The sequence below is a fragment of the Antarcticirhabdus aurantiaca genome, assembly GCF_009765365.1.
Lineage (GTDB): Bacteria > Pseudomonadota > Alphaproteobacteria > Rhizobiales > Rhizobiaceae > Antarcticirhabdus > Antarcticirhabdus aurantiaca.
On sequence record NZ_VTOM01000018.1, the window covers coordinates 53,584 to 74,382 of the forward strand.

Genomic DNA, 20,799 nt, shown 5'->3' on the forward strand with positions numbered 1-20,799 from the left:
GCGAGAAGAAGAGGGGCGGGACGCGTCAAGGGCGGCGGTACTCCGGGTGGGCGCGGGTGACCGGCGAGGCTCCACGGACTTTGTGGCCATCCTTCGGCCGCGGCCCCGCCATGACGGATTTGTAACTGAGGCTGACGGGCGCCGGGAGAAGGCGGGCCGCACGAAAAAGCCCCGGCGGAGGGGCCGGGGCTTTCAGTGTCGTTCGCGTTTGACGCGGCCGGCGTGCCGGCCGGCGCTCTCGTCAGCGGGTGCTGCCGTCCTCGGCGAAGGTCGCGAGATAGGCGATGACGTTGGCGACGTCGGCCGGCTTGTTCAGGCCGGGGAAGGCCATCTTGGTGCCGGGGATGGTCTGGCGCGGATTGGTGAGCCAGGGCGTCAGGGTCGCCACGTCCCAGGTCGGATGGGTCTGGGCGAAGGCGGTCATGGCCGGCGAGAACTGGTAGCCCTCGACCGCCGCGACGGCCTCGCCTACGATGCCGTTCAGCTCGGGACCGATCTTGTTCGCGGCGCCCGGACCGACGGCGTGGCAGGCCTTGCACTTGTTGAAGACGGTCGCGCCGGCCTTCGGGTCGCCGGCGACGGCGGCCGTCTGCTGCGCTGCGGGCGCGGCCGGCGCGGCAGGCGCCGAAGCCGGGTCCGCGGCCGGAGCTGCCGGTGCGGGGGCGGCCGGAGCTGCCGGAGCCGGAGCCGGAGCCGCCGGCGAGGCCGGGGGCGGCGTGGTCGCGGCCGGAGCGGGGGCCGCGGGCTGCGGCTGGACCGGCGGCAGGGCGGCGCCGGGCGCGGCCTGGCCTTCCGAGCCGGCTGCGGTGGTGTCGCCGCCGGTCGGCTGGGCGGGCGCCGGCGCGGCTTCGGCCGGCGAAGCGCCGTCGGTGCCCTGCGGCACGACGTTGCCGGCCGGAGCGGTCGGCGCGGCGGCGGTGGACGAATCGGTGGTGCCCGGCGACTGGGCGTTCGGGACCGAGCCCTCGGCCGTATCGGTGGTGGTGCTCGGATCGGTCACGGCCGGCGCGCCCTCGGCCGGGGCCGCGGCTTCGGCGGTCACCTCGGGCAGCGGGGCCGGGGTGGGGGCGAGCGAGCGCAGGTAGCCGATCAGGTCGGCGCGGTCCTTCGGGTCCTGGAGACCGGCAAAGCCCATCGCCGTGCCGGGAACGTGCGCCTTGGGCGCCTCGATGAAGTAGTCGAGGTGCTCGTAGTCCCAGTGCTCGGACTGGCCCTTGGAGAACTCGGTCATGCCGGCCGAGTAGTTGAAGCCGGCATGGCTGGCGATCGGGCGGTTGACGACCTCGTAGAGGTTCGGGCCGATGCCGTTCGGGCCGCCGGGATCGGCGTTGTGGCAGGCCGCGCAGCGGCGGAAGATGGTCTGGCCGGCGGTGGCGTCGGCGGTCTGCATGCGCACGGCGATCGGCTCGACGGCCGGCGCGGCCTCGCCGCCGCCAGCGGCGGCTTCGGCCACCACGATCTCGTATCCCGGCGTTTCCGGCGGCTCGCCGTGGAAGATCCCCTCTGCCAGGAGGCTGCCGCCGAACAGGACGAACACCGTCCCGAGAACGGCGCCGGCGATCTTGTTGAACTCAAGCGAATCCATCGGCAGAGCGGCTCCTCCAAGCAGCCGGCCCCACTCGCCGGCATCGCATGCGCATCCGAAAAACGGCCGGACGCTATGTGTTTTGCGTAAATCGGGCAACCTCTGTAAGGAGCCTACCCATTGGGCCTTTTGTCATTGTCCTATGCGATGCGAAAGCCCCTGGAAGCGTTCCAACCTGCAATTTTCCCAAGCTGCGTCCGATCGTCCCCATGCCCGTGCTCGTCGTCATTCCCGCTCGCCTGGGCGCCACGCGCCTGCCGCGCAAGCCGCTCGCGGACATCGGAGGGCGGCCGATGGTGGTGCGCACCGCCGAGAAGGCCCGCGCCGCCGATGTGGGGCGGGTGGTCGTGGCCACCGATTCGTCCGAGATCCGCGCTGCCGTGGAGGCCGCCGGCTTCGAAGCCGTGATGACGCGCGAGGATCACCCGTCCGGCTCCGACCGCGTCTTCGAGGCGCTGAACCTCGTGGATCCCGACGGCGCCTTCGACACGCTCCTGAACCTTCAGGGCGACTTCCCGACCATCTCGCCGGAGACGGTGAAGCGGGCGCTCGCACCGCTGTCGGGGAAGGGGTGCGACATCGCGACCCTGGGCGCCGAGATCCACGACGAGGCCGAGAAGACCAACCCCAACGTCGTCAAGGTCGTCGGCTCGCCGATCGGCGAGCGGCGGCTGCGCGCGCTCTACTTCACCCGCGCCACCGCGCCCTGGGGCGAGGGGCCGCTCTTCCACCACGTCGGCGTCTATGCCTTCCACCGCGCCGCGCTCGGCCGCTTCGTGTCGCTGCCGCCCTCGGTTCTGGAAACGCGCGAGAAGCTGGAGCAGCTGCGGGCGCTGGAAGCGGGCATGCGCATCGACGTCGGCATCGTCGACGAGGTTCCGGTGGGCGTGGACGGGCCGGCCGAGCTGGAACTGGCGCGCCGCGCCTTCGCGTAAAGGACACCACACCGCCATGACGCACGACCCGCGGCCGATCGCCTTCCAGGGCGATCTCGGCGCCAATTCCCACACGGCGATCCTCCAGAAGTTCGGCGACGACGCCCGCGTCCTGCCCTGCGCGACCTTCGAGGACGCCTTCGTGGCGGTGGAGACCGGCGAGGCGCGGCTCGCGATGATCCCGATCGAGAACACGCTCGCCGGCCGCGTCGCGGACGTCCACCACTTCCTCCCCAAGTCCGGCCTGCGGATCGTGGGCGAGCACTTCCTGCCGATCCACTTCCACCTGATGGCGCTGCCGGGCGTCTCGGAGGACGAGATCCGCGAGATCCACACCCACGTCCACGCGCTCGGCCAGTGCCGACGCCTTCTCGGCGAAAAGGCCGAGACGCGCGATCCCGAGACCGGGCGCATCGTCATGCGGCCGCGCTGGAAGGGCGTGACCGCCGGCGATACGGCGGGCGCGGCCAAGCTCGTCGCCGAGCGGGGCGAGCGCTGGATGGCGGCGCTGGCGCCGCGGCTCGCCGCCTCGCTTTACGGGCTCGACATCCTGCGCGAGCACGTCGAGGACGAGGCGCACAACGTGACGCGCTTCGTCGTGCTCTCGCCGGCCTACGCGCCCGCCGAACGGCTCTGGGCGCCGCAGGATACGCCAGGGGGCACCGTCACCACCTTCGTCTTCCGGGTCCGCAACATTCCGGCCGCGCTCTACAAGGCGCTGGGGGGATTTGCGACCAACGGGCTCAACATGACGAAGCTCGAAAGCTACCAGCTCGGCGGCAAGTTCTTCGCCACGCAGTTCTACGCCGACGTCGAGGGTCACCCGGACGACCCCGCCCTGAACCGGGCTCTGGCCGAGCTGCGCTTCTTCGCGGAGGTCGAGATCCTCGGCGTCTACGCCGCGGCGCCGGACCGGGCGCGGCTGGCGGCGGCGGACGGCTGAGCGAGCCGGAGAGCGGGCCGCCGCGCCGCCCGCACGTCTTCGCGGCGAACGGGCGACGGCCCTTGCCTCCCCAGGCAACTCCTTCGGCGGCACGCGAGATCGCCCGCCGGCGGACGAGCAAAAGATTAGGGCCGCCCCCGATCCCGCGAAAGAGCGGGAGGGACACGGCCGCCGCCTGCTTGGGATAAGCGTGAACGAACGGTTAAGCGGCCTTCATCCTCAACGGCAGTCATTGACGCAGAGATAGCGTGTGCCGTCGGCGTTGGTATCGATGCGAAGCGTCTCGATGCTGCGTAGGGGCAAGCACTGCTGGTCGTACTCGAATGCGATGAGGAGGTCGGTCTCGGGCACGGGAATGAACGAGCAGCCCTCTCGATCGCAGAATTCGATTCCGGGCGGCGTATCGTTCCACGAACTCGATCGATCCCCTCGCGCGTTCTTCCCGAGGAAGCAGACGCGCGTTGAGGAATCGGATGTGGATTGCCTTGCGATCCGGTGACCGGGCAGGAGGCGATCCAGCTCGGCAATCGGATCGAAAAGCGCCGCCCTTGTTTCGCTGGCCGCCGCGGCAGGCATCGACGACCAGTGGCAACCGATCACGCCGATGACGATCGCCTGGACCGACGATCGAAGCAAGAACGCCCGACGCGGGGAGAGGGTGGAAGGCATCGTCAGGTTTACCTTCGTTCAGCCGAGGCTCCTGGCGAGAGCCGGCGTCGGCCAGCAGGTTTCCGGCCGTCCGCTCTTCGCCTCGAAGGCGCCGATGGAGCGGCGGGTCTTGAAGCCGGCGAGGCCGTCGACGCTGCCGACGTCGTAGCCAAGCGCCACGAGGCGTTGCTGCATGCGGTAGACGTCGCCGCGCGTCATGGCGCCGCCCGGCGGGGTCTGCCAGGGCGCGCGGAAGGGCTTGGCCCCAGCCATCCGGTCGGCGAGGTGGCCGACGAAGAGGGCGTAGAGGTCGGAGTTGTTGTAGGCCTTGATGACGTAGAAGTTCGGCGTGGCGACAAAAGCGGGGCCGAAGCGGCCAGCGGGCATCAGGACGTGGCCGGTGCCGGCGAGCTCGCGCTCGGGGAAGGGGCGGCCGGACACGCGGGCGGCGCCGGCCGAAACCAGCTGGCGGATGGTGCGCGATACGTCCGGGCCTTCGGTGGCGCAGGACAGGCCGGCGGGAATCGTCGCCTCGAAGCCCCAGTCGCGCCCCGGCTGCCAGCCGGACTGGCGCAGGTAGTTGGCGATCGAGGCGAGGGCGTCGGGCACCGAGTCCCAGATGTCCTTGCGCCCGTCGCCGTCGAAGTCGACGGCGAGCTGGAGGTACTTGGTCGGCATGAACTGCGGCTGGCCGAGCGCGCCGGCCCAGGACGAGCGCATCTTGGAGGCCGGCAGGTGCCCCTCCGCCGCGATGCGCAGCGCCGCCAGAAGCTCCTCGCGGAACATGGCCTTGCGACGCGACAGGTGCGCCTTCGTCGCCAGCACCCGGAAGGCGTCGTGGCGGATGTCGGCGGTGCCGAAGGCGGATTCGCGGCCCCAGATCGCGACGACGATCGGCGCGGGCACGCCGTAGGCGGCCTCGATACGGGCCAGAACGGCGCGGTGCTCGGCGAGAAGAGCGCGGCCGCGGGCGGCGGTGCCGGCGAGCGCCTTTTCCGACATGTAGGCGGCGGGGCTCTTGAACTCGGCCTGGGCGTTGAACTCGGCCACGGCGCCGTCGTCGCCCGGCTTGACGAGGTCGGGAAGGCTCATGTCGGGCGTGAGACCGCCCAGCGCGTCGTCGAGGACGCTGTCGGGCACGCCCTGCGCCCGCGCCGCTGGGCGGATGTCGCGGTCGAGAAAGGCGCGGAAGGAGCGCTGCACGTCGGCGGATTGAGCCTGCGCGGCGGGTGCGGAAACGAGAAGCAGGGCGGCGACAGCAGCCGCGGAGAGCCAGGAGCGGCGGATCATCGTCATGGCGCGTGTCGTCCTCGATCGGTCTCGTTCCCGGACCCATCCCGCCCTGCGCTTGCGGCAGGCTGATGGCGCCGGCTCCCTCACCGAATCGTCATTCCTCGCTCTTCCTCGCAGTCCCTGCCATGTCGCCATCCTGGCCTTGCGCCGGAGTGCATTCCAGACCGCCGGACGTGGCCGGAGCGGCGGATCGGTGGACGCGGGTCACCGGCTGGTTCAGTCATGACGAGCGCGGAAGACATGGACCCCGGGTCGAGCCCGGAATGACGGAGTGGTGGGAGGAGCGGGGCGCCTGAGGTGCTGGAGCCGGCCTTATCGAAGTCTGCAGGAGCCCTGAGCCATCAAACGCTCGTGCGCGCCCGCATCGCGGCCGACAGCGTGCCCTCGTCGAGATAGTCGAGCTCGCCGCCGACGGGGACGCCGTGAGCGAGGCGGGTGACGCGAACGTCCAGGCCCTCGATGCGGTCCATGATGTAGTGCGCGGTCGACTGGCCCTCGACGGTGGCGTTGACGGCGAGCACCATCTCCTTGACGCCGCCGTCCGCCACGCGCTCGACGAGGCGGTCGATCGACAGGTCCTCCGGGCCGACGCCTTCCAGCGGCGACAGAACGCCGCCGAGGACGTGGTAGGCGGCGTTGAGCGCCTTCGCCCGTTCCAGCGCCCAAAGGTCGGAGACGTCCTCGACCACCACCACCGTCGACTGGTCGCGGGCGGGGTCGGAGCAGATCGTGCAAGGGTCGCGCGTGTCGATGTTGCCGCAGTTGGAGCAGACGGTGACGGTGCGCAGCGCCTCGTCCATCGCTGCGGACAAGGGCGCGAGGAGCTGCTCGCGACGCTTGACGAGGTGGAGCGCCGCCCGGCGGGCGGAGCGGGGACCGAGGCCCGGAAGCTTGGCGAGAAGCTGGATCAGCTTCTCGATCTCCGGGCCGGCGATGGGCTTTGCCATGGATGCGGAACGCGTCTTTCGATCAGAACGGGAACTTCATGCCGCCCGGCAGCTGCAGCCCCTCGGTCAGGGCCGCGGTCTTCTCCTGGAGCATCAGGTCGAGGCGCTGCTTGGCGTCGTTGTGGGCGGCGAGAACGAGATCCTCCAGGATCTCCTTCTCCTCGGGCTTGGCGAGGGACCCGTCGATCGCGATGGCCGTCATCTCGCCCTTGCCGCTCAGCGTCACGGAAACGAGGCCGCCGCCGGACTGGCCGGTGACGGTGGCGCTGGCGATCTCCTCCTGGAGACCGGCCATCTTCTCCTGCATGGCTTTCGCCTGCTTCATCATGCCCATCAGGTCTTTCATGGGGGCCTCCTTCTGGAAGGGGGTGGGATGGCGTGACGCGGGATCAGCGCTCGCCATAGGGATCGGGTTCCCAGCCGGAGCCGAACTCGTCGTCGGACTCCTCGACCGGCGCCAGGACGTCGCCGCGGCCGTGAAGCGAAACATTCGCCTCGCCGTCGCCGTCGCCGTCGCCCTCGGCGTCCGTGTCGGTCTCGGCTTCGGCCTCCGCCACGATGTCCGCGATGTCGGCCACGGTCTCCGGCGGAGGCGCGGGGGCGCGCTCGCGAACGTCGCGGATCACCGCGCCGGGAAAGGCGGCGAGGATCGCGGCGACCTCGGGGTCCTCGGCGGCCTTGGCGAGGCGCGCGGCTTTTTCCGCTTCCTCGATCTCGAAGAGCGTCGGCGCGTCGCCGGCCGAGACCGACACCATCCAGTGGCGGCCGGTCCAGTCCCGCAGGCGCCGCTGGAGGTCGCCCGGCAGGGTCGCGGGCGCGCCGTCGGCCAGCGCGATCGACAGGCGGCCGGGCCCGATGGAGACGGGGCGCAGCCAGCGGCGGATCGCGACGCGCATGAAGCTGTCGCGCTTGGTCTCGGCGAGGCGGGCGAGGTCGGCCAGCGAGGCGATGTCCTCAGCCTCCGCCTCGGGCTCCGGCTGCGGCGCGGGACGGGGCGCGCCCTGCGGCTGGGCGCCGCCGCCGATCGCGGCGAGGCGCGGGCGGGTCTCGCCGAGGCGCGGCTGGGGGGCCATGCCCTGCGTCTGCGGCGCCGCGGCGACGCTCGCCTGCAAGGCGGCGCGCGGTCCCGGGCTCGGCGGAGCGGCCATGGCGGGCAGCGGCGCCCCCGCGCCGGCTGCGGCGTTCAGCGGCGGGCGCGGCGGCGCATCGCCGGGCAGGCGTGGGCTCGGGGACGAGCCGCCGCCAGCGGGAAGGTCGGCGAAGGCGTCGGTTTCGCCGGCGCGGTAGCGGCGCAGCAGCTCCTCGGGGCCGGGCAGGTCGGCCGCGTAGGCGATGCGGATCAGCGCCATCTCGGCGGCCTGGCGCGGCGAGGCGGCGCCGCGCGCTTCCTCGATCGCCTTGAGGAGCATCTGCCAGACCTGGCTGAGCGCCCGGATCGAGAGCGTTCGCGCGAAGGCGAGGCCGCGCTCGGCCTCGGCCGGCGAGAGCGAGGCGTCGGTGGCGGCCTCCGGAACGAAGCGGAGCGTCGTCACGAGATGGGTGAAGTCGGCGAGGTCCGCCAGCACCACGATGGGGTCGGCGCCGCCGTTGTACTGGTCGCGCAGCATGGTCAGCGCGCGCGGCGCGCGGCCGGCCATGACCTCCTCGAAGAGGTCGATGACGCGGGCGCGGTCGGCAAGGCCGAGCATATCGCGCACGGGCTGCGCCTCGATGCGCCCCGCTCCGTGGGCGATGGCCTGATCGGTCAGCGACAGGGCGTCGCGCACCGAGCCCTCGGCGGCGCGCGCGATGAGGCGCAGCGCTTCGTCCTCGGCCGGCACGCTTTCCTTCTCGGCGATGCTCTTGAGATGGGCGATGAGGGTGCCGGCCTCGACGCGGCGCAGGTCGAAACGCTGGCAACGCGACAGGACCGTGACCGGGACCTTGCGGATCTCGGTCGTGGCGAAGACGAACTTGGCGTGCTCGGGCGGCTCCTCCAGCGTCTTCAGCAGGCCGTTGAAGGCCTGCGTCGACAGCATGTGGACCTCGTCGATGATCGTCACCTTGTAGCGCGCCGAGAGCGGCTTGTAGCGGACTTGCGCGATGATCTCGCGGATGTCGTCGATACCGGTGTGCGAGGCCGCGTCCATCTCGACGACGTCGACGTGCCGGCCTTCCATGATCGCCTGATCGTGGATGCCAGGCGTCGTCATGTGGATGGTCGGCTGCTTGATCGCGTCCGTCTCGTAGTTGAGAGCGCGGGCGAGGATGCGGGCCGTGGTGGTCTTGCCCACCCCACGCACGCCCGTCAGCATCCAGGCTTGCGCGATGCGGCCGGTCTCGAAGGCATTGGTGAGGGTGCGCACCATCGGCTCCTGGCCGATGAGATCGTCGAAGGAGCGCGGACGGTACTTGCGGGCGAGGACGCGGTAGGAGCCAGTATCGGCGGCGCCGGAATCGCTCATCGGGCGGAGCCTTTCAAGCCGTCGCCTCGGCCCGGGCGCGCCGACGCGGGGGCTTCGTCAGAAACATGCGGAAGGAAAACGGCTCGCCTCATCGGCTCCGGTTGTGACGGCTCGGGGGGCGAGGCGCAAGCCCCGAATCCGCGGGTGGAGACGGGGCAAACGAGCGCGCTAGTCCTCGGACCGGCCGTCGGACGGGCGGTCGCGCTCGTAGCGATGGGCGAGGGGAAAGGGCGGGAGCCAGGTCTCGCGGCGCACCGTCCAGCTCTCGTAGGTGGGCGTGAAGACGTTCGCGGCATCGAGGGCGCCGAGGCTGATCTCGACCTCGTCGCCGGTGCGGGCGAAGACCGAGGAGCCGCAGCGGGGGCAGAAATGGCGGCCGGCATAGGCGCGGGTCTCGCCTTCGATCGCGACGGCGTCCTCGGGAAAGATGGCCGAGGCGTGAAACGGCGCGCCGTTGTGCTTGCGGCAGTCGAGGCAGTGGCACAGGCCGACGCGAAAGGGGCGGCCCGTCGCGACGAAGCGGACCTCGCCGCACAGGCAGCCGCCGGTGAAACGCTCCATGGGGCACCTTCTTCGGCTTCGGATGAGGCGCCGAGGGTATCATCGGCGCGCGCCGCGTCCACGGGGAGGGCGCATCGGTCGCTGGCAAAACCGTTTGACGGCATCCAATAATTTTGGCGCGCAGGCGTCCGGCCGCGCCTTGGCGAGAGGCCCGAACGAGAAGCGCCCGCGCGGGAATGCCGCCGGGCGCTTGTCTCGATCGTCTCGATGACGGGTGGGAGGCTGGCACGATGACCCGTGCCGGAGCTCGTTGGGGCTGCTTCCTTCCGGACCTGACCCGGTTGGCGAGTGGCTCGTCCACCACCAACCTCCCGGCGCTTCATATCGTCTCTCGCGGCCCTAATTGCAAGCACCGCTTTTCTCATGAGGAGGGACGGAGCCGGCATGCGGGCCTTCGAACTCGATTCTCGGCTTGCCGCCGACACGCTTTCCGTCGCCCCGCTCGGGCTTTGCCAGCTCCGGCTGATGAACGACCGGCGCTGGCCCTGGCTGATCCTCGTGCCGCAGCGCGTGGAGATCACGGAATTCCACGACCTCAGGCCGCTCGATCAGGCCATGCTGACCTTCGAGCTGGGCCTCGTGTCGAAGGCGTTCAAGCAGATGGTCCGGGCCGACAAGATCAACATCGGCATGATCGGCAACCGCGTGTCGATGTTCCACTGCCACGTCGTGGCGCGCATGACGGACGATCCCAACTGGCCCGATCCGGTCTGGGGGCATGGCGCGCGCGAGCCCTACGGGGCGGAGGAGGGCGAAGCGCTGGTGCGGCGCGTCGCGGACGCGGTGTTGTCGTCGTGAGCGCGGCGGCGGACGGCGGGCGCATGGGCTTTGCCGGCGCGGGCCCGGTGCGCAATCTGGAGCATCGGCCGGCCGAGGCGCTGACGACCGCGCTGGAGGACACGCGCGCGGCCTATTTCCTGCGCGATGCGGCGGGGCGTTGGCTGACCGGCCGCGGCGGGGCGCGCTTCTCGCGCGGCGAGGCGGAAGGGCTGGGTGCCGACCTTACGGCGACCGACGAGGTGCTGCTTCTCGGCGAAGGGGCGGACGGCGCGCCGCTCCTGGCAACCAGCCTGCCTCGCGAGGTCGAGCGGCTCGATGCGGGCGACTGGAACGGCGGGCCGGAGGCGCGTTCCGGCGCATCCGGCGACGGGCGGGGCGTCGGCGCCCTCGATCTTCGGACGCTGGCCATGCGCGGCCTCGCGCCGGCCGGCGACGAAGCGGCGCTGGGCATCGCGCAGCACCTCTTCAACTGGCATGCCCGCAACCGCTTCTGCGGCACCTGCGGCGGGCGCACCGTGCCGCAGCTCGGCGGCGCGCGGCGGCTCTGCACGGCCTGCAACGAGATCCACTTTCCGCGGACGGATCCGGTGACGATCATGCTCGTCCACGACGGGGCGGGGAACTGCGTCCTCGGACGCCAGCCGCGCTTCGCGCCCGGCATGTGGTCGTGCCTGGCCGGCTTCGTCGAGCCGGCCGAAACGATCGAGGCGGCGGTGCGGCGGGAAACGATGGAGGAGGCGGGGCTCGTCGTGTCGCGCGTCGACTACCGCGCCTCGCAGCCCTGGCCCTTCCCGGGCTCGCTGATGATCGGCTGCATCGCTCTGGCGGAGCCGGGCACCATCGTCTTCGACGCGGCGGAACTCGAGGCCTGCCGCTGGTTCGAGCGAGGAGAGGTGGCGGCGATGCTCGCGGGGACGCATCCCGACGGGCTGACGGCGCCGCTGCCCTTCGCCATCGCCCACCACCTGATCCGCGCCTTCGCGGACGGGGTGGACTGAACGCGAAAAGCGCCCGGATCCGCTTGGACCGGGCGCGCGAACAAGGCCCGCGCGCCTCAGGGGAGGCGGCGCGAGGCCTGGGCGGTCTCAGACCGGGCCGTTACTCGGCGGCGGTCGCCGACGGAGCGCCGGGCGAATCGTTGAAGCGGCGCGGGCCGTTCTGACGAACCTTGCGCTTGGGCGCGGCGATCAGTCCTTCGCGCTGGGCCGCCTTCCGGGCTGCCTTGCGAGCGCGGCGGACGGCGTCCTGCTTGGCGCGGGCGCGGGCCTCGGAGGGCTTCTCGTAGAAGCGCCGAGCCTTCATCTCCTTGAACACGCCCTCGCGCTGCATGCGCTTCTTGAGGACGCGGAGGGCCTGCTCGACGTTGTTGTCGCGAACGATGATCTGCAATTTATCTCCTCGCTGGCTCTCCGCTCGCTTCCGAGCGGATGCCTGTTTGACAGGGGTGGACGGCGCGTTCCGTCAGGTGCGGCCGCGCTTGACGCGCTTGCGCGCCGGCGGCTTCGCCGCCGCCTCCTGCGGCTCGGTCGCCTCGTGAGCGAGGCGAAGCGCCTTCAGCTTGGCCGTCTTCTCGCGGCGGGCTTCGGCATCGGCGCGGATGAGGCCCATCGCCGAGCCTTTTTCGTGCTGGTCGATCTTCGGCAGGAAATGGCCTTCGGCCCGGGTATGGGCCGCATTGGACGACTGCATGGGATCGTGCTTTCCGTCGGCCGAGGGTGTGATCGCATCGCGCGTGGGCGCGGAAAACTCGGCAGCAGGCTGATGTCGGTCGGACCGCTCAGGATCGTCGGTCGATCGACGTTCAGGGATGGGAGCGACATAGGGCACCCAACCCCAAAGAGAATGCGGACCCGGGCCCTCTCCGGTCGGTGGCAAGCCGAGGAGGGCCGGGTCGTAGGCCGGCGGGCTTGTGCAAACGCGCTGACCCGGCCGCCGGTTCATCCGTGGTCGGCCGGGGCGTCGAATGTCGTAGTGTCAGCCGCGCCAGGCGCGCTGATCAGCCGACGAGGCGCAGATTGGCCGCCGAGGCCTTGCCGCTCTTGCGATCGGTCTGAAGCTCGTACTCGACCTTGTCGCCCTCGTTAAGGCCGGAGAGGCCCGAACGCTCGACGGCGCTGATGTGAACGAAGGCGTCCGCGCCGCCCGAATCAGGCGCGATGAAGCCGAAGCCCTTCGTCGAATTGAACCACTTCACGGTTCCAGTAGCCATGCGTCTATCCCTAGACATGGAGGATCGTTCGGCGATCGAAGAGGTCGAAAGCCGGTGAATATCGATGTTTCAGGAGAAGCTAACGGAGCAAAGCGGCTGCAGATAGCGCGCTAGGCCAAAGTTCAGGCCGTCGATCGATATCGACAAGATGGGCGAGACGGCGCCGAAAAGCAAGGGGCGAATCCTCGAAGGGCGGCAAAGCCCGCCCGGAGCAGGCGATACAAGACGGTTAAAGCGCCGGGCAACCGGCGATTTTTTCCGTGCCGGGCGGATGATTTTTCGAGGGCGATCCGGCCGGGTCGGCCGAGAGTTCGGGAAAAAGTGGTAGCAGCGGGCGGAATTGAACCGCCGACCCCCGGGTTATGAGTCCGGTGCTCTAACCAGCTGAGCTACGCTGCCACGACAAGCGGTCGCTCGATGCGTCCGCGATAGGCCGGCGCCACGGCGCCGAGGCTCCGGGCGGCGGCGCCGCCGGAACGATGCGAGCTATAGGAGGCTCGCCCGGTTTTTGTCAATGCCGGCCGATGGCTCTTCAATCGCCGAGATCGGACAGCGCCATGGCGGGGTAGGAGGCCTGCGCGCCCTGGCGCGTGACCGAGAGCCCGGCAAAGGCGGCGCCGTTGCGGATCGCGGCCTCGACGTCGCCGTCATGGACGAAGCGCGCGGCGAAGGCGCCGATAAAGGCGTCGCCGGCGCCGGTCGTATCGAGGGCGCGCACGCGTGCCGCGGGGAAGCGGCGCGGCTCGCCCTCGCCCTCGACGAGAAGGGCGCCCTCGGCCCCGAGCGTGACGACGACGGCGCCGACGCCGCGCGCCAGAAGGGCGCGGGCGGCCGCGGCGAGATCGGCCTCGCTTTCGGTCGGCAGGCCGGTGAGAAGCGCGAGCTCGCCGCGGTTGGGCACGACGAAGCGGAGCGCCGGCCCGATAAGGCCGGCATCGAGCGAATCGGGCGCGGGGGCGGGATTGAGGCAGACGGGCGTGCCGACGCGGGCCGATACGGCGAGCGCCGCCGCGACGGTTTCCATCGGCACTTCGAGCTGGAGAAGGACGAGCCTGGCCTTGGCGATCGTATCCGCCGCGGCCTCGACGTCGGCGGGCGTCAGGGCGCCGTTGGCGCCGGCGACGATCATGATGCGGTTCTCGCCGTCCGGCTCGACGAGGATCGTCGCCGTGCCGGTCGGCTTGTCGGGAAGCTCGCCGACATGGCTCGTGTCGATGCCGGCGGCCCGGAAGTTGGCGAGGGCGTCCGCGCCGAAGACGTCGCCGCCGACCTTGGCGACGAGCGCCACCTTGGCGCCGAGCCTCGCGGCGGCCACCGCCTGATTGGCGCCCTTGCCGCCATGGCTCTGGAGGAAGTCGCGGGCGTGGACCGTCTCGCCGCCGGCCGGCATGCGCTCGAGGATGGTGACGAGGTCGCGGTTGACCGAGCCGACGACGACGATCGATGGGGCTTCCTGGCTCATGGCTCCTCCAGCCGGTAATCCGCCGCCACGCTGGACCCGAGAACGAGCCGGGCGTTGGGCAGGTCGTTGTCGTCGAGCTTGGCGCGCAGCGCCTCGCCCTGGAGATCCGCCCAGCGGTGGCGCAGCCGCGCCTCGACCACCGCCATCGGCTCGTCCAGCATCACCGTCGCGTCGAAGAACCGGCGCAGGCGCGCCCAGTCGGGATCGTCGAGAAGCAGGTAGTTGCCTTCCAGGATGATCAGGCGCGTTTCGGCCGGCACGATGCGCGCGCCGGCCCGGGCGATCTCGATAGCGCGTTCGAAGACGGGAACGGCGACGTCGCGGCCCTCGTCGCGTGCCAGGCGCTCCAGCATGGCCGCGAGGCCGTCGACGTCGAAGGTGAAGGGCGCGCCCTTGCGCGGGCGCTGGCCTCGCGCCTCCAGCACGCGGTCGTCGTAGTGGTAGCCGTCCATCGGCAGGACGGCGGAGAGGCCCGGCCGAGCCGCCTCGATGGCGGCCTGAAGCGCGTCGGCGAGCGTGCTCTTGCCCGCGCCCGGCGGCCCGGCAATGGCCACGATGCGGCGCTCGGGGCCCACCGCGAGGTCGAGAAGGCGGCCGACAAGAACGGCGCGGGTGATCGTCTCGGTCATGGGAAACGGCGATAGCGCAGATCGCGGCGCGCGGCCATGGGCCTGCCGAGGCGGGGACGAGAGGGACGGGTGCCGCACCCCATCTCGCGAAGACCTATGCGGCTAGAGCCGGCGCGATCGCGGAGGCGGCCAGGCGCGCGGTCGCCAGGAGCTGGCCGAGACCATGCCCGCTGCGCGCCTTCGCGGAGAGGCCGAACATCGTCGTCGCGACGAAGTCGGTCACCTGCTCGGCCTCGCGTGGATGGCGCGCGGCGATGTAGGCGCGGATCGCCTCTTCCGCCGCGCGGTTGTAGGCGCGGGCCGCCTCGCGGGCCTCCGCGTCGTTGCAGCGGGTGCCTTCCACGACCATGCAGCCGGCAGCCGCGGAATCGGCCGCGTAGCGGCGCGCGGCGTCCTCCAGGAGCGCCGCGAGACACTCGGCGACGGGCCTGTCGGGGCGCAGGATGTCCGCGAGCGGGATCGCATCCGTGCCGGCGTAGCGCTCCAGGGTCCGGGTGTAGAGGCCGAGCTTGCTGCCGAAGGCCGAATAGAAGCTCGGCGGATTGATTCCGAGCGCTTCGGTCACCTCGCTGACGCTGACGGCGTCGTAGCCGCGGGCGTGGAAGAGCTGCGTCGCGGTGGCGACGGCCTCTTCGGGATCGAAGCGTCGCGGCCGGCCGCGCGGGCGACTACTTTTTGTAGTGTTCATTATAAAATCGTTGACCGCCTGATCGCTGCTGTTTATGTAGCGGCCTCTAACTTAATCCTCAAGGAGGGTCTCATGACGGCGTTTCAGGGCAAGTCCGTGCTGGTCATCGGCGGAAGCCGCGGGATCGGGGCGGCCATCGTGCGGCGCTTCGCTGCGGACGGGGCGAGGGTGACCTTCACCTATGCCGGCTCGCCCGAGGCGGCGGCGCAGGTGGCCGCGGAAACCGGCAGCACGGCCGTGCGCACCGACAGCGCGGACCGCGACGCCGTGATCGCGACGGTTCGCGACAGCGGACCGCTGGATGTCCTCGTGGTGAACTCCGGCATCGCCATCTTCGGCGACGCGCTGGAGCAGGACCCGGACGCGATCGATCGGCTGTTTCGGATCAACGTCCACGCCCCGTATCACGCCTCCGTCGAGGCGGCGCGCCGGATGCCGGAGGGTGGGCGGATCATCGTGATCGGGTCGGTCAACGGCGACCGGATGCCCGTGCCGGGCATGGCGTCCTACGCGCTGAGCAAGTCGGCCCTTCAGGGGCTGGCCCGCGGGCTGGCGCGCGACTTCGGGCCGCGCGGCATCACGATCAACGTCGTGCAGCCCGGCCCGATCGACACCGACGCCAATCCCGCCGAAGGGCCGATGCGGGACCTGATGCACAGCTTCATGGCCATCAAGCGCCACGGGCGGCCCGAGGAGGTCGCGGGCATGGTGGCGTGGCTTGCGGGACCGGAAGCGGGCTTCGTGACCGGCGCGATGCACACGATCGACGGCGCCTTCGGCGCCTGATCGGGATTTGGAGGGGCGAGCGCCGCGCACGGCGCTCGCCCCCGGCTCATTCTGAGCCGACGGCGATCAAGCCGCGTCGTCGGGCTCCCAGCCGATGGAGCGCTGGAGGAAGCGGATGCCGAGGGCCGCGAAGGCGGCGATCTCGGCATTGTCCTTGCCGGATCCGTGGCCGCCGGTGGCCTGCTCGTAGAGCCAGGCGTTCTCGTAGCCCATGGCCTGGAGCTTGCGCGCCATCTTGCGGGCGTGGCCGGGATGGACCCGGTCGTCGCGGCGGGTGGTGGCGATGAGGATCGGCGGGTAGGGGCGGCCGGGCTCGGCGACGTGGTAGGCCGACATGTGCCGGATGAAGTCCCAGTCCGCGGGATCGTCCGGATCGCCGTATTCGGCGATCCAGCTAGCGCCCGCGAGAAGCTTGGAGTAGCGGCGCATGTCGATGAGCGGCACGGTGCACAGGAGCGCGCCGAAGCGCTCGGGGTAGCGCGTCAGCATGTTGGCGATGAGGAGGCCGCCGTTCGAGCCGCCTTCGGCCGCGAGGCGCTCGGGGGTCGTCACGCCGCGCGAGACGAGATCGGCGGCGACGGCCGCGAAGTCGTCGTGCGAGCGCGCCTTGTTCTCGCGCCGGCCGGCCTCGTGCCACCAGGGGCCGAACTCGCCGCCGCCGCGGATGTTGGCGACGACGGTGGTGCCGCCCTTTTCCAGCCAGAGCTTGCCGAGGCCGACCGAGTAGCCAGCGATGTTGGAGACCTCGAAGCCGCCGTAGCCCGAGAGGTGGACGGGCGCGTCGCCCGTTTCGCCGGGCGGGCCGGCCTGGACGTAAGGGATACGCTCGCCGTCGACGGAGACCGCCTCGTGGCGGGTGACGACGAGGCCGTCGGTGCGGAAGAAGGCGGGCGAGCGCTTGAGGATCGTCGGGGCGGGCTGGCCGGGACGGGTCTCGAAGATCGTGGGAGGCGTGACCGGATCCGCGGCATAGGCGAGGAGGTCGCCGTTTTCCTCGTACGGATCGGAATCGAAGGGCCAGACGGCCGCCGGGCCGAGATCGGGAATCCCTTCGATGCGGGACTCGGCCCAGTCGTTCTCCGGGTCGAAGACGGAGAAGACGGCCTTGAGGTCGTCGCGCACCATCAGGATCAGCCGGCCGTCCGACCAGAAGAAGCCTTGTTCCGCGCAGCGCGGCGTTGGGCGGAAAAGCACGCGGAAGTCGCGGCTGCCGGCCAGGAAGTCGTCGATGGCGATGCCGATCACGCTGCCGGAGGGATAGGTCCGCCCCCCGACCGTCCAGTCGCTGCGGGGGCGGAGCGCGGCGTGGCGATTGTCCCACAGAAGCCCGGCGTCGGTCGGCACGTCGACGCGGAACTGCGGACCGGTGTGGTCGCCGACATAAGTGATCGTGTCGTAGAAGCCGACGACGTCGATGAAGACCAGGGGCTCCGGCCCGCCGTCGGTTCGACGGTGAACCTGTCCGGCCGCCCGCATGCTGGCCTCGGGCACCTCGAAGAGAGTGGTCGCCGCGAGCGGGTCTTCGCCGCGGCGCCAGAGCTGGACCGTGCGGGGATAGCCGGACGAGGTCGCGCGGTTTTCGCCGAGGGGCGTCGCCAGGAGAAGGGTGTCCCGATCGATCCAGTCGACGTCGCTCTTGGCCTCGGGTAGCACGAAGCCGCCCTCGACGAAGGTGCGGGTCTCGAGGTCGAACTCGCGCGACGCGATCGCGTCGCCGCCGCCGCGCGACAGAAAGAGGATGGCGCGGTCGTGGGCGCCCGGCTGGAGGCTCGCGCCAGCCCAGACCCAGTCCGCCTCCTCGGCCGATGCGAGCGCGTCGAGGTCGAGGAGGACGTCCCATTCGGGCGCGTCGGTGCGGTAGCTGGATTCCGTGGTGCGACGCCAGAGGCCGCGGGGGTGCTCGGCATCGCGCCAGAAATTGTAGAGAAGGCCGCCGCGGCGGGTGACCATGGGGATCTTGTCGGGGCGGTCGAGGGCCGCGCGCAAGGCGTCGCGGTCGGAGGAGAAGCGCGCGTCGGCGAAGGCGGCGAGGGTGCGCGCGTTCTGCGCCTCGACGTAGGCGAGCGCCTCGGCGCCATCGATCTCCTCGAGGAAGAGGTGCGGATCGTCGTCGGGAGCCTCGACGGTCGGGCGTTGATCGACGGCGGCGTTCGGCATGGAAACCTCGGGCGAAGCGTGATTCGGCGACTCTGCCGAGTGTCGCGCGGGCGTTCGGCTGCAATGTGTCGGGGCGCCCACGGCCGCCGGCCGGCCTCAGGACGGCCGGATGTCGCGATAGGCACGGGAGATCGGATGGCCGAAGAGCGTGACCCAGAAATAGTTGAGGGCGTAGCGGGCGCCCGTGGCGACGACGCCCTCGGCGGCGAGGCGGCGCCCGGAGGCGTGGATGGGAAGGTCGAAGGTCCAGCGGACCTCACCGACCGGGGCGAGGCGATTGGCGACGTCGGTGTCCTCGCCGTAGAAGGCGATCGACTGGTCGAAGCCGCCGACGGACAGCCAGGCTTCGCGCTTCAGGACGAAGTTGCCGCCCTGGACCATCGCCCCCTTCTTGAGAAGGCGGCCGAAGACGGCGTGGATCGCGTAGCCCGCGCCGTAGAAGCACTTGGTGACGAGGCGCTGCGCGGGCGTGAGGTCCGTGTAGACGAACGGGCCCGACAGGACCACGAGGCGCGGCGAGGCGGCGAAGGCGTCGAGCACCGTCGTCAGCCAGCCTGGGGGCAGGCGCGTGTCGGCGTCGATGTTGGCGACGAGCTCGGCCTGCGTCGCCGCCAAACCGGCGGCGCGGGCGTTGACGAGGCCCTTCTTCGGCTCGCGGACGACGCGCACGCCCGGCACTGCCGAGGCGACCGCGCCCGTGGCGTCGGTGGACGCGTTGTCGACGACGATGATCTCCGTGTCCGCCGCGACGCCCGCCCGCTGGATCTCGGCGCGGATCGATTCGAGGCAGCCCCCGATCAGCGCTTCCTCGTTGAAGGCGGGCACCACGAAAGCGAGCTTCATGCAGCGGTCTTTTCGGATGAGGCGGGGCCGAGCTCGTGCTCGACCACGCTGCGATAAAGGGTTTCGAAGGCGCGCGCGACGGCGGTCGGCGTGAAGCGCGCGACGCTTTCCGGCGCGGCGGCAGCGAGGCGCGCGCGCAGCGGCTCGTCGGTGAGGAGCGCTTCGAGGCGCTCCGCGAAGGCGCCCGGGTCCTGCGGCGGGGCGAGGAAGCCGGTCTCGCCGTCCGAGACGTATTCGGGCAGGCCCCCGGCACGGGCGGCGACCACGGGCAGGCCGCAGGCGAGGGCCTGGATCGTCGTCATCGACTGCGTCTCCGAGCGGCTGGCGATGACCGCGACGTCGCAGGCGCCGACGGCGCGGCGCAGGGCGGCGCCGCGCAGCGTGCCGAGGAGGCGGATGCGGGGAATGAGGCCGCGCAGCCTGATCTCCGCTTCGAAGTCCTGGCGCGCCGGGCCGTCGCCGACGACCACCAGCGTCGCACGAAGCTCGCGCGGCAGGCGGGCGAAGGCTTCGAGCGCGACGTCGAGGTCTTTTTCCGCGGCGAGACGGCCGAAAAGAAGGATGGCGGGGCCGTCGAGAGCGAGCTCGGCGCGGGCGTCCTCGCGCTCGGCCGAGGACAAGGGCGCGAAGAGGGCGGTGTCGACGGGGTTGGACACGACGCTGGCGGGGCGGTCGAGACTCTGCGCGCGCAGGGATGCGATGACCGCGGCGCTGGGCGCGGTGACGGCCTCGCAGCGCTTGTAGAAGGAGGCCGCGAGGCGATCGAGACCGTCGCGAAGCGGCGCGAAGTCGAGGCCGGCATAGTGGAGATAGGCTGCGGGATAGGTGTGGTCGGTGCCGACCACGGGAAGCTTCAGGGCGCGGGCGGCGCGCAGCGCGGCGAAGCCGAGGGTCGAGAAGGTGTGGACGTGGACGATGTCGGCGTCGAAGGCGGCGATGGCCGACTTCATGCCCTTCGGCCAGACGACGGACAGGCCGCCCCAGCCGGGCACGGCGAGCGCGGGCAGGCGGGCGACGGCGGGGTCCGGCTCGGCGTCGGGAAACTCGGGCGCGACGATGCGGACGCGATGGCCGAGGCCTTCCAGCTCGCGGCGCAGGATCGAAACGCTGTCGGCGATGCCCGAGAGCTGCGGCAGGTAGATGTCGCTGGCGAGGAGGATGCGCATCGGTCGGCTCACGATCGGGCCTCCTCGGCCTCCGCGGCGAGCTTGCGCCGCGACCAGCCGGCCATGAGAACGGTGACGAGGATGAGGACGGCGACGGCGGCGAGGGCGATGCCGATCCAGGTCCAGGTGTCGGACACCGCCGAGAGCCGGTCGCCGACGACGTAGCCGAGACCCATGAAGACCGCGTATTGCGCGAGCGTGATCGGGACCGCGAGGGTGAGGAAGCGGCGATAGGTCATGCCCGACAGGCCGGCGGTCAGGAGAAACGGCGCGGATAGACCGTAGGACAGCTTGGCGAAGAACATGGTGGCGAAGCCGTGCCGCTCCCAAAGGCGGCGGATCGTGTCGGCGGTGAAGGAGAAGCGCTTGCGCCGCTCCAACCAGCGCCGGACGCGCGAGCTTTCGCCGCCATGCTTGCCGAGCGCGAAGATGCCGCCCTCGAACACGACGTCCTTCGCGAGAAGGATGAGGTAGACGACCGGCATGGAGAACAGGTTCTGGGCGGCGAGCGCGCCCGCGACGAAGGCGACGAGCGGGCCTTCGAGGATCGCCAGCGGAATGATGATCCAGTAGCGATATTCGAGAAGGAGACCGATCAGGTCCGGCATGGGGCGTCGGTCTCGAATCGGAAACGCGCGCCACGGATTGTCGCGCAGGCGGTGAACGGGCGCTCTCATCCTTGGCCCGGTGCCGCTCCGGTTGCAAGCGAAGGGCGGCGCCCGA

22 protein-coding genes, 1 tRNA gene and 1 other RNA gene are annotated in these 20,799 nt (G+C 71.0%); 5 read left to right on the forward strand and 19 right to left on the reverse strand.

Annotated features, from left to right (window positions below):
* Positions 1-241: 241 nt before the first annotated feature.
* Positions 242-1,585, reverse strand: a complete 1,344-nt coding sequence (locus FZN60_RS19930; protein WP_158875265.1) for a c-type cytochrome — start codon at positions 1,583-1,585, stop codon at positions 242-244.
* Positions 1,586-1,785: 200 nt separating this feature from the next.
* On the opposite strand from FZN60_RS19930, the gene FZN60_RS19935 reads away from it, so the two are divergent.
* Positions 1,786-2,520 (forward strand): 3-deoxy-manno-octulosonate cytidylyltransferase, encoded by a 735-nt coding sequence (locus FZN60_RS19935; protein WP_422570287.1) that lies wholly within the window; start codon positions 1,786-1,788, stop codon positions 2,518-2,520.
* 16 nt (positions 2,521-2,536) lie between these two features.
* Positions 2,537-3,463, forward strand: coding sequence for a prephenate dehydratase (locus tag FZN60_RS19940; protein WP_158875267.1), 927 nt, complete (start codon positions 2,537-2,539; stop codon positions 3,461-3,463).
* Positions 3,464-3,682: 219 nt separating this feature from the next.
* On the opposite strand, the gene FZN60_RS19945 is transcribed toward FZN60_RS19940, so the two are convergent.
* The 7 genes from FZN60_RS19945 to ffs all read right to left on the reverse strand — a co-directional run bounded on the left by FZN60_RS19945 (position 3,683) and on the right by ffs (position 9,668).
* Positions 3,683-4,132 (reverse strand): hypothetical protein, encoded by a 450-nt coding sequence (locus FZN60_RS19945; protein WP_158875268.1) that lies wholly within the window; start codon positions 4,130-4,132, stop codon positions 3,683-3,685.
* 18 nt (positions 4,133-4,150) lie between these two features.
* Positions 4,151-5,401, reverse strand: a complete 1,251-nt coding sequence (locus FZN60_RS19950; protein ID WP_158875336.1) for a lytic murein transglycosylase — start codon at positions 5,399-5,401, stop codon at positions 4,151-4,153.
* 344 nt (positions 5,402-5,745) lie between these two features.
* Positions 5,746-6,351, reverse strand: a complete 606-nt coding sequence (gene recR, locus FZN60_RS19955) for a recombination mediator RecR (RefSeq protein WP_158875269.1) — start codon at positions 6,349-6,351, stop codon at positions 5,746-5,748.
* A gap of 22 nt (positions 6,352-6,373) precedes the next feature.
* On the reverse strand, positions 6,374-6,697 hold the full coding sequence (locus tag FZN60_RS19960; RefSeq protein WP_158875270.1) for a YbaB/EbfC family nucleoid-associated protein: 324 nt from the start codon (positions 6,695-6,697) through the stop codon (positions 6,374-6,376).
* A 43-nt stretch (positions 6,698-6,740) separates the two neighbouring features.
* Positions 6,741-8,795, reverse strand: coding sequence for a DNA polymerase III subunit gamma/tau (locus FZN60_RS19965; protein ID WP_158875271.1), 2,055 nt, complete (start codon positions 8,793-8,795; stop codon positions 6,741-6,743).
* A 168-nt stretch (positions 8,796-8,963) separates the two neighbouring features.
* Positions 8,964-9,356 (reverse strand): GFA family protein, encoded by a 393-nt coding sequence (locus tag FZN60_RS19970; RefSeq protein ID WP_158875272.1) that lies wholly within the window; start codon positions 9,354-9,356, stop codon positions 8,964-8,966.
* 214 nt (positions 9,357-9,570) lie between these two features.
* Positions 9,571-9,668, reverse strand: an RNA gene (gene ffs / locus FZN60_RS19975) — signal recognition particle sRNA small type.
* Positions 9,669-9,740: 72 nt separating this feature from the next.
* On the opposite strand from ffs, the gene FZN60_RS19980 reads away from it, so the two are divergent.
* A complete protein-coding gene (locus FZN60_RS19980; RefSeq protein WP_158875273.1) occupies positions 9,741-10,154 on the forward strand; it encodes an HIT domain-containing protein in 414 nt (137 codons plus the stop codon).
* Positions 10,151-11,134: an NAD(+) diphosphatase gene (gene nudC, locus FZN60_RS19985; protein WP_246727007.1), complete on the forward strand. Its 984-nt coding sequence runs from the start codon at positions 10,151-10,153 to the stop codon at positions 11,132-11,134. Before FZN60_RS19980 ends, nudC begins: the two co-directional genes overlap by 4 nt.
* A 100-nt stretch (positions 11,135-11,234) precedes the next feature.
* Here the strand turns inward: nudC and rpsU are convergent, their stop codons facing one another.
* The 7 genes from rpsU to FZN60_RS20020 all read right to left on the reverse strand — a co-directional run bounded on the left by rpsU (position 11,235) and on the right by FZN60_RS20020 (position 15,124).
* Positions 11,235-11,525: a 30S ribosomal protein S21 gene (gene rpsU / locus FZN60_RS19990; RefSeq protein ID WP_158875274.1), complete on the reverse strand. Its 291-nt coding sequence runs from the start codon at positions 11,523-11,525 to the stop codon at positions 11,235-11,237.
* Positions 11,526-11,597: 72 nt separating this feature from the next.
* Positions 11,598-11,825, reverse strand: a complete 228-nt coding sequence (locus FZN60_RS19995; RefSeq protein WP_158875275.1) for a hypothetical protein — start codon at positions 11,823-11,825, stop codon at positions 11,598-11,600.
* Positions 11,826-12,132: 307 nt separating this feature from the next.
* Positions 12,133-12,345, reverse strand: coding sequence for a cold-shock protein (locus FZN60_RS20000; protein ID WP_158875276.1), 213 nt, complete (start codon positions 12,343-12,345; stop codon positions 12,133-12,135).
* A 322-nt stretch (positions 12,346-12,667) separates the two neighbouring features.
* A tRNA-Met gene (locus tag FZN60_RS20005) sits at positions 12,668-12,744 on the reverse strand.
* Between the two features lie 133 nt (positions 12,745-12,877).
* A complete protein-coding gene (rbsK, locus tag FZN60_RS20010; protein ID WP_158875277.1) occupies positions 12,878-13,807 on the reverse strand; it encodes a ribokinase in 930 nt (309 codons plus the stop codon).
* Positions 13,804-14,436: a nucleoside/nucleotide kinase family protein gene (locus tag FZN60_RS20015; RefSeq protein WP_158875278.1), complete on the reverse strand. Its 633-nt coding sequence runs from the start codon at positions 14,434-14,436 to the stop codon at positions 13,804-13,806. Before FZN60_RS20015 ends, rbsK begins: the two co-directional genes overlap by 4 nt.
* 94 nt (positions 14,437-14,530) lie before the next feature.
* The gene (locus tag FZN60_RS20020; protein WP_158875279.1) at positions 14,531-15,124 is read right to left on the reverse strand and encodes a TetR/AcrR family transcriptional regulator; all 594 of its coding nucleotides are present in this window, start codon (positions 15,122-15,124) and stop codon (positions 14,531-14,533) included.
* 72 nt (positions 15,125-15,196) lie between these two features.
* Here FZN60_RS20020 and bdcA point away from each other — a divergent pair, with 72 nt between their 5' ends.
* The gene (gene bdcA / locus FZN60_RS20025) at positions 15,197-15,910 is read left to right on the forward strand and encodes an SDR family oxidoreductase (protein WP_158875280.1); all 714 of its coding nucleotides are present in this window, start codon (positions 15,197-15,199) and stop codon (positions 15,908-15,910) included.
* 66 nt (positions 15,911-15,976) lie between these two features.
* Here bdcA and FZN60_RS20030 read toward each other — a convergent pair whose 3' ends face one another.
* The 4 genes from FZN60_RS20030 to FZN60_RS20045 form a co-directional block, all read right to left on the reverse strand.
* The gene (locus FZN60_RS20030) at positions 15,977-18,067 is read right to left on the reverse strand and encodes a prolyl oligopeptidase family serine peptidase (protein WP_158875281.1); all 2,091 of its coding nucleotides are present in this window, start codon (positions 18,065-18,067) and stop codon (positions 15,977-15,979) included.
* A gap of 96 nt (positions 18,068-18,163) precedes the next feature.
* The gene (locus FZN60_RS20035; protein ID WP_158875282.1) at positions 18,164-18,910 is read right to left on the reverse strand and encodes a glycosyltransferase family 2 protein; all 747 of its coding nucleotides are present in this window, start codon (positions 18,908-18,910) and stop codon (positions 18,164-18,166) included.
* On the reverse strand, positions 18,907-20,088 hold the full coding sequence (locus FZN60_RS20040; protein ID WP_158875283.1) for a glycosyltransferase: 1,182 nt from the start codon (positions 20,086-20,088) through the stop codon (positions 18,907-18,909). Before FZN60_RS20040 ends, FZN60_RS20035 begins: the two co-directional genes overlap by 4 nt.
* Complete coding sequence (locus FZN60_RS20045) at positions 20,085-20,684, reverse strand: DedA family protein (RefSeq protein WP_158875284.1); 600 nt, start codon at positions 20,682-20,684, stop codon at positions 20,085-20,087. The genes FZN60_RS20040 and FZN60_RS20045 overlap by 4 nt, the downstream gene beginning before the upstream one ends.
* Positions 20,685-20,799: the final 115 nt, after the last annotated feature.

What these genes read in the sequence shown, in the direction of transcription:
- FZN60_RS19930 (WP_158875265.1), bottom strand. Translation starts at nt 1,585, where the DNA reads ATGGATTCGCTTGAGTTCAACAAGATCGCCGGCGCCGTTCTCGGGACG.
- FZN60_RS19940 (WP_158875267.1), top strand. Translation starts at nt 2,537, where the DNA reads ATGACGCACGACCCGCGGCCGATCGCCTTCCAGGGCGATCTCGGCGCC.
- FZN60_RS19945 (WP_158875268.1), bottom strand. Translation starts at nt 4,132, where the DNA reads ATGCCTTCCACCCTCTCCCCGCGTCGGGCGTTCTTGCTTCGATCGTCG.
- FZN60_RS19950 (WP_158875336.1), bottom strand. Translation starts at nt 5,401, where the DNA reads ATGATCCGCCGCTCCTGGCTCTCCGCGGCTGCTGTCGCCGCCCTGCTT.
- recR (WP_158875269.1), bottom strand. Translation starts at nt 6,351, where the DNA reads ATGGCAAAGCCCATCGCCGGCCCGGAGATCGAGAAGCTGATCCAGCTT.
- FZN60_RS19960 (WP_158875270.1), bottom strand. Translation starts at nt 6,697, where the DNA reads ATGAAAGACCTGATGGGCATGATGAAGCAGGCGAAAGCCATGCAGGAG.
- FZN60_RS19965 (WP_158875271.1), bottom strand. Translation starts at nt 8,795, where the DNA reads ATGAGCGATTCCGGCGCCGCCGATACTGGCTCCTACCGCGTCCTCGCC.
- FZN60_RS19970 (WP_158875272.1), bottom strand. Translation starts at nt 9,356, where the DNA reads ATGGAGCGTTTCACCGGCGGCTGCCTGTGCGGCGAGGTCCGCTTCGTC.
- FZN60_RS19980 (WP_158875273.1), top strand. Translation starts at nt 9,741, where the DNA reads ATGCGGGCCTTCGAACTCGATTCTCGGCTTGCCGCCGACACGCTTTCC.
- FZN60_RS19995 (WP_158875275.1), bottom strand. Translation starts at nt 11,825, where the DNA reads ATGCAGTCGTCCAATGCGGCCCATACCCGGGCCGAAGGCCATTTCCTG.
- FZN60_RS20000 (WP_158875276.1), bottom strand. Translation starts at nt 12,345, where the DNA reads ATGGCTACTGGAACCGTGAAGTGGTTCAATTCGACGAAGGGCTTCGGC.
- rbsK (WP_158875277.1), bottom strand. Translation starts at nt 13,807, where the DNA reads ATGAGCCAGGAAGCCCCATCGATCGTCGTCGTCGGCTCGGTCAACCGC.
- FZN60_RS20015 (WP_158875278.1), bottom strand. Translation starts at nt 14,436, where the DNA reads ATGACCGAGACGATCACCCGCGCCGTTCTTGTCGGCCGCCTTCTCGAC.
- FZN60_RS20020 (WP_158875279.1), bottom strand. Translation starts at nt 15,124, where the DNA reads ATGAACACTACAAAAAGTAGTCGCCCGCGCGGCCGGCCGCGACGCTTC.
- bdcA (WP_158875280.1), top strand. Translation starts at nt 15,197, where the DNA reads ATGACGGCGTTTCAGGGCAAGTCCGTGCTGGTCATCGGCGGAAGCCGC.
- FZN60_RS20030 (WP_158875281.1), bottom strand. Translation starts at nt 18,067, where the DNA reads ATGCCGAACGCCGCCGTCGATCAACGCCCGACCGTCGAGGCTCCCGAC.
- FZN60_RS20035 (WP_158875282.1), bottom strand. Translation starts at nt 18,910, where the DNA reads ATGAAGCTCGCTTTCGTGGTGCCCGCCTTCAACGAGGAAGCGCTGATC.
- FZN60_RS20045 (WP_158875284.1), bottom strand. Translation starts at nt 20,684, where the DNA reads ATGCCGGACCTGATCGGTCTCCTTCTCGAATATCGCTACTGGATCATC.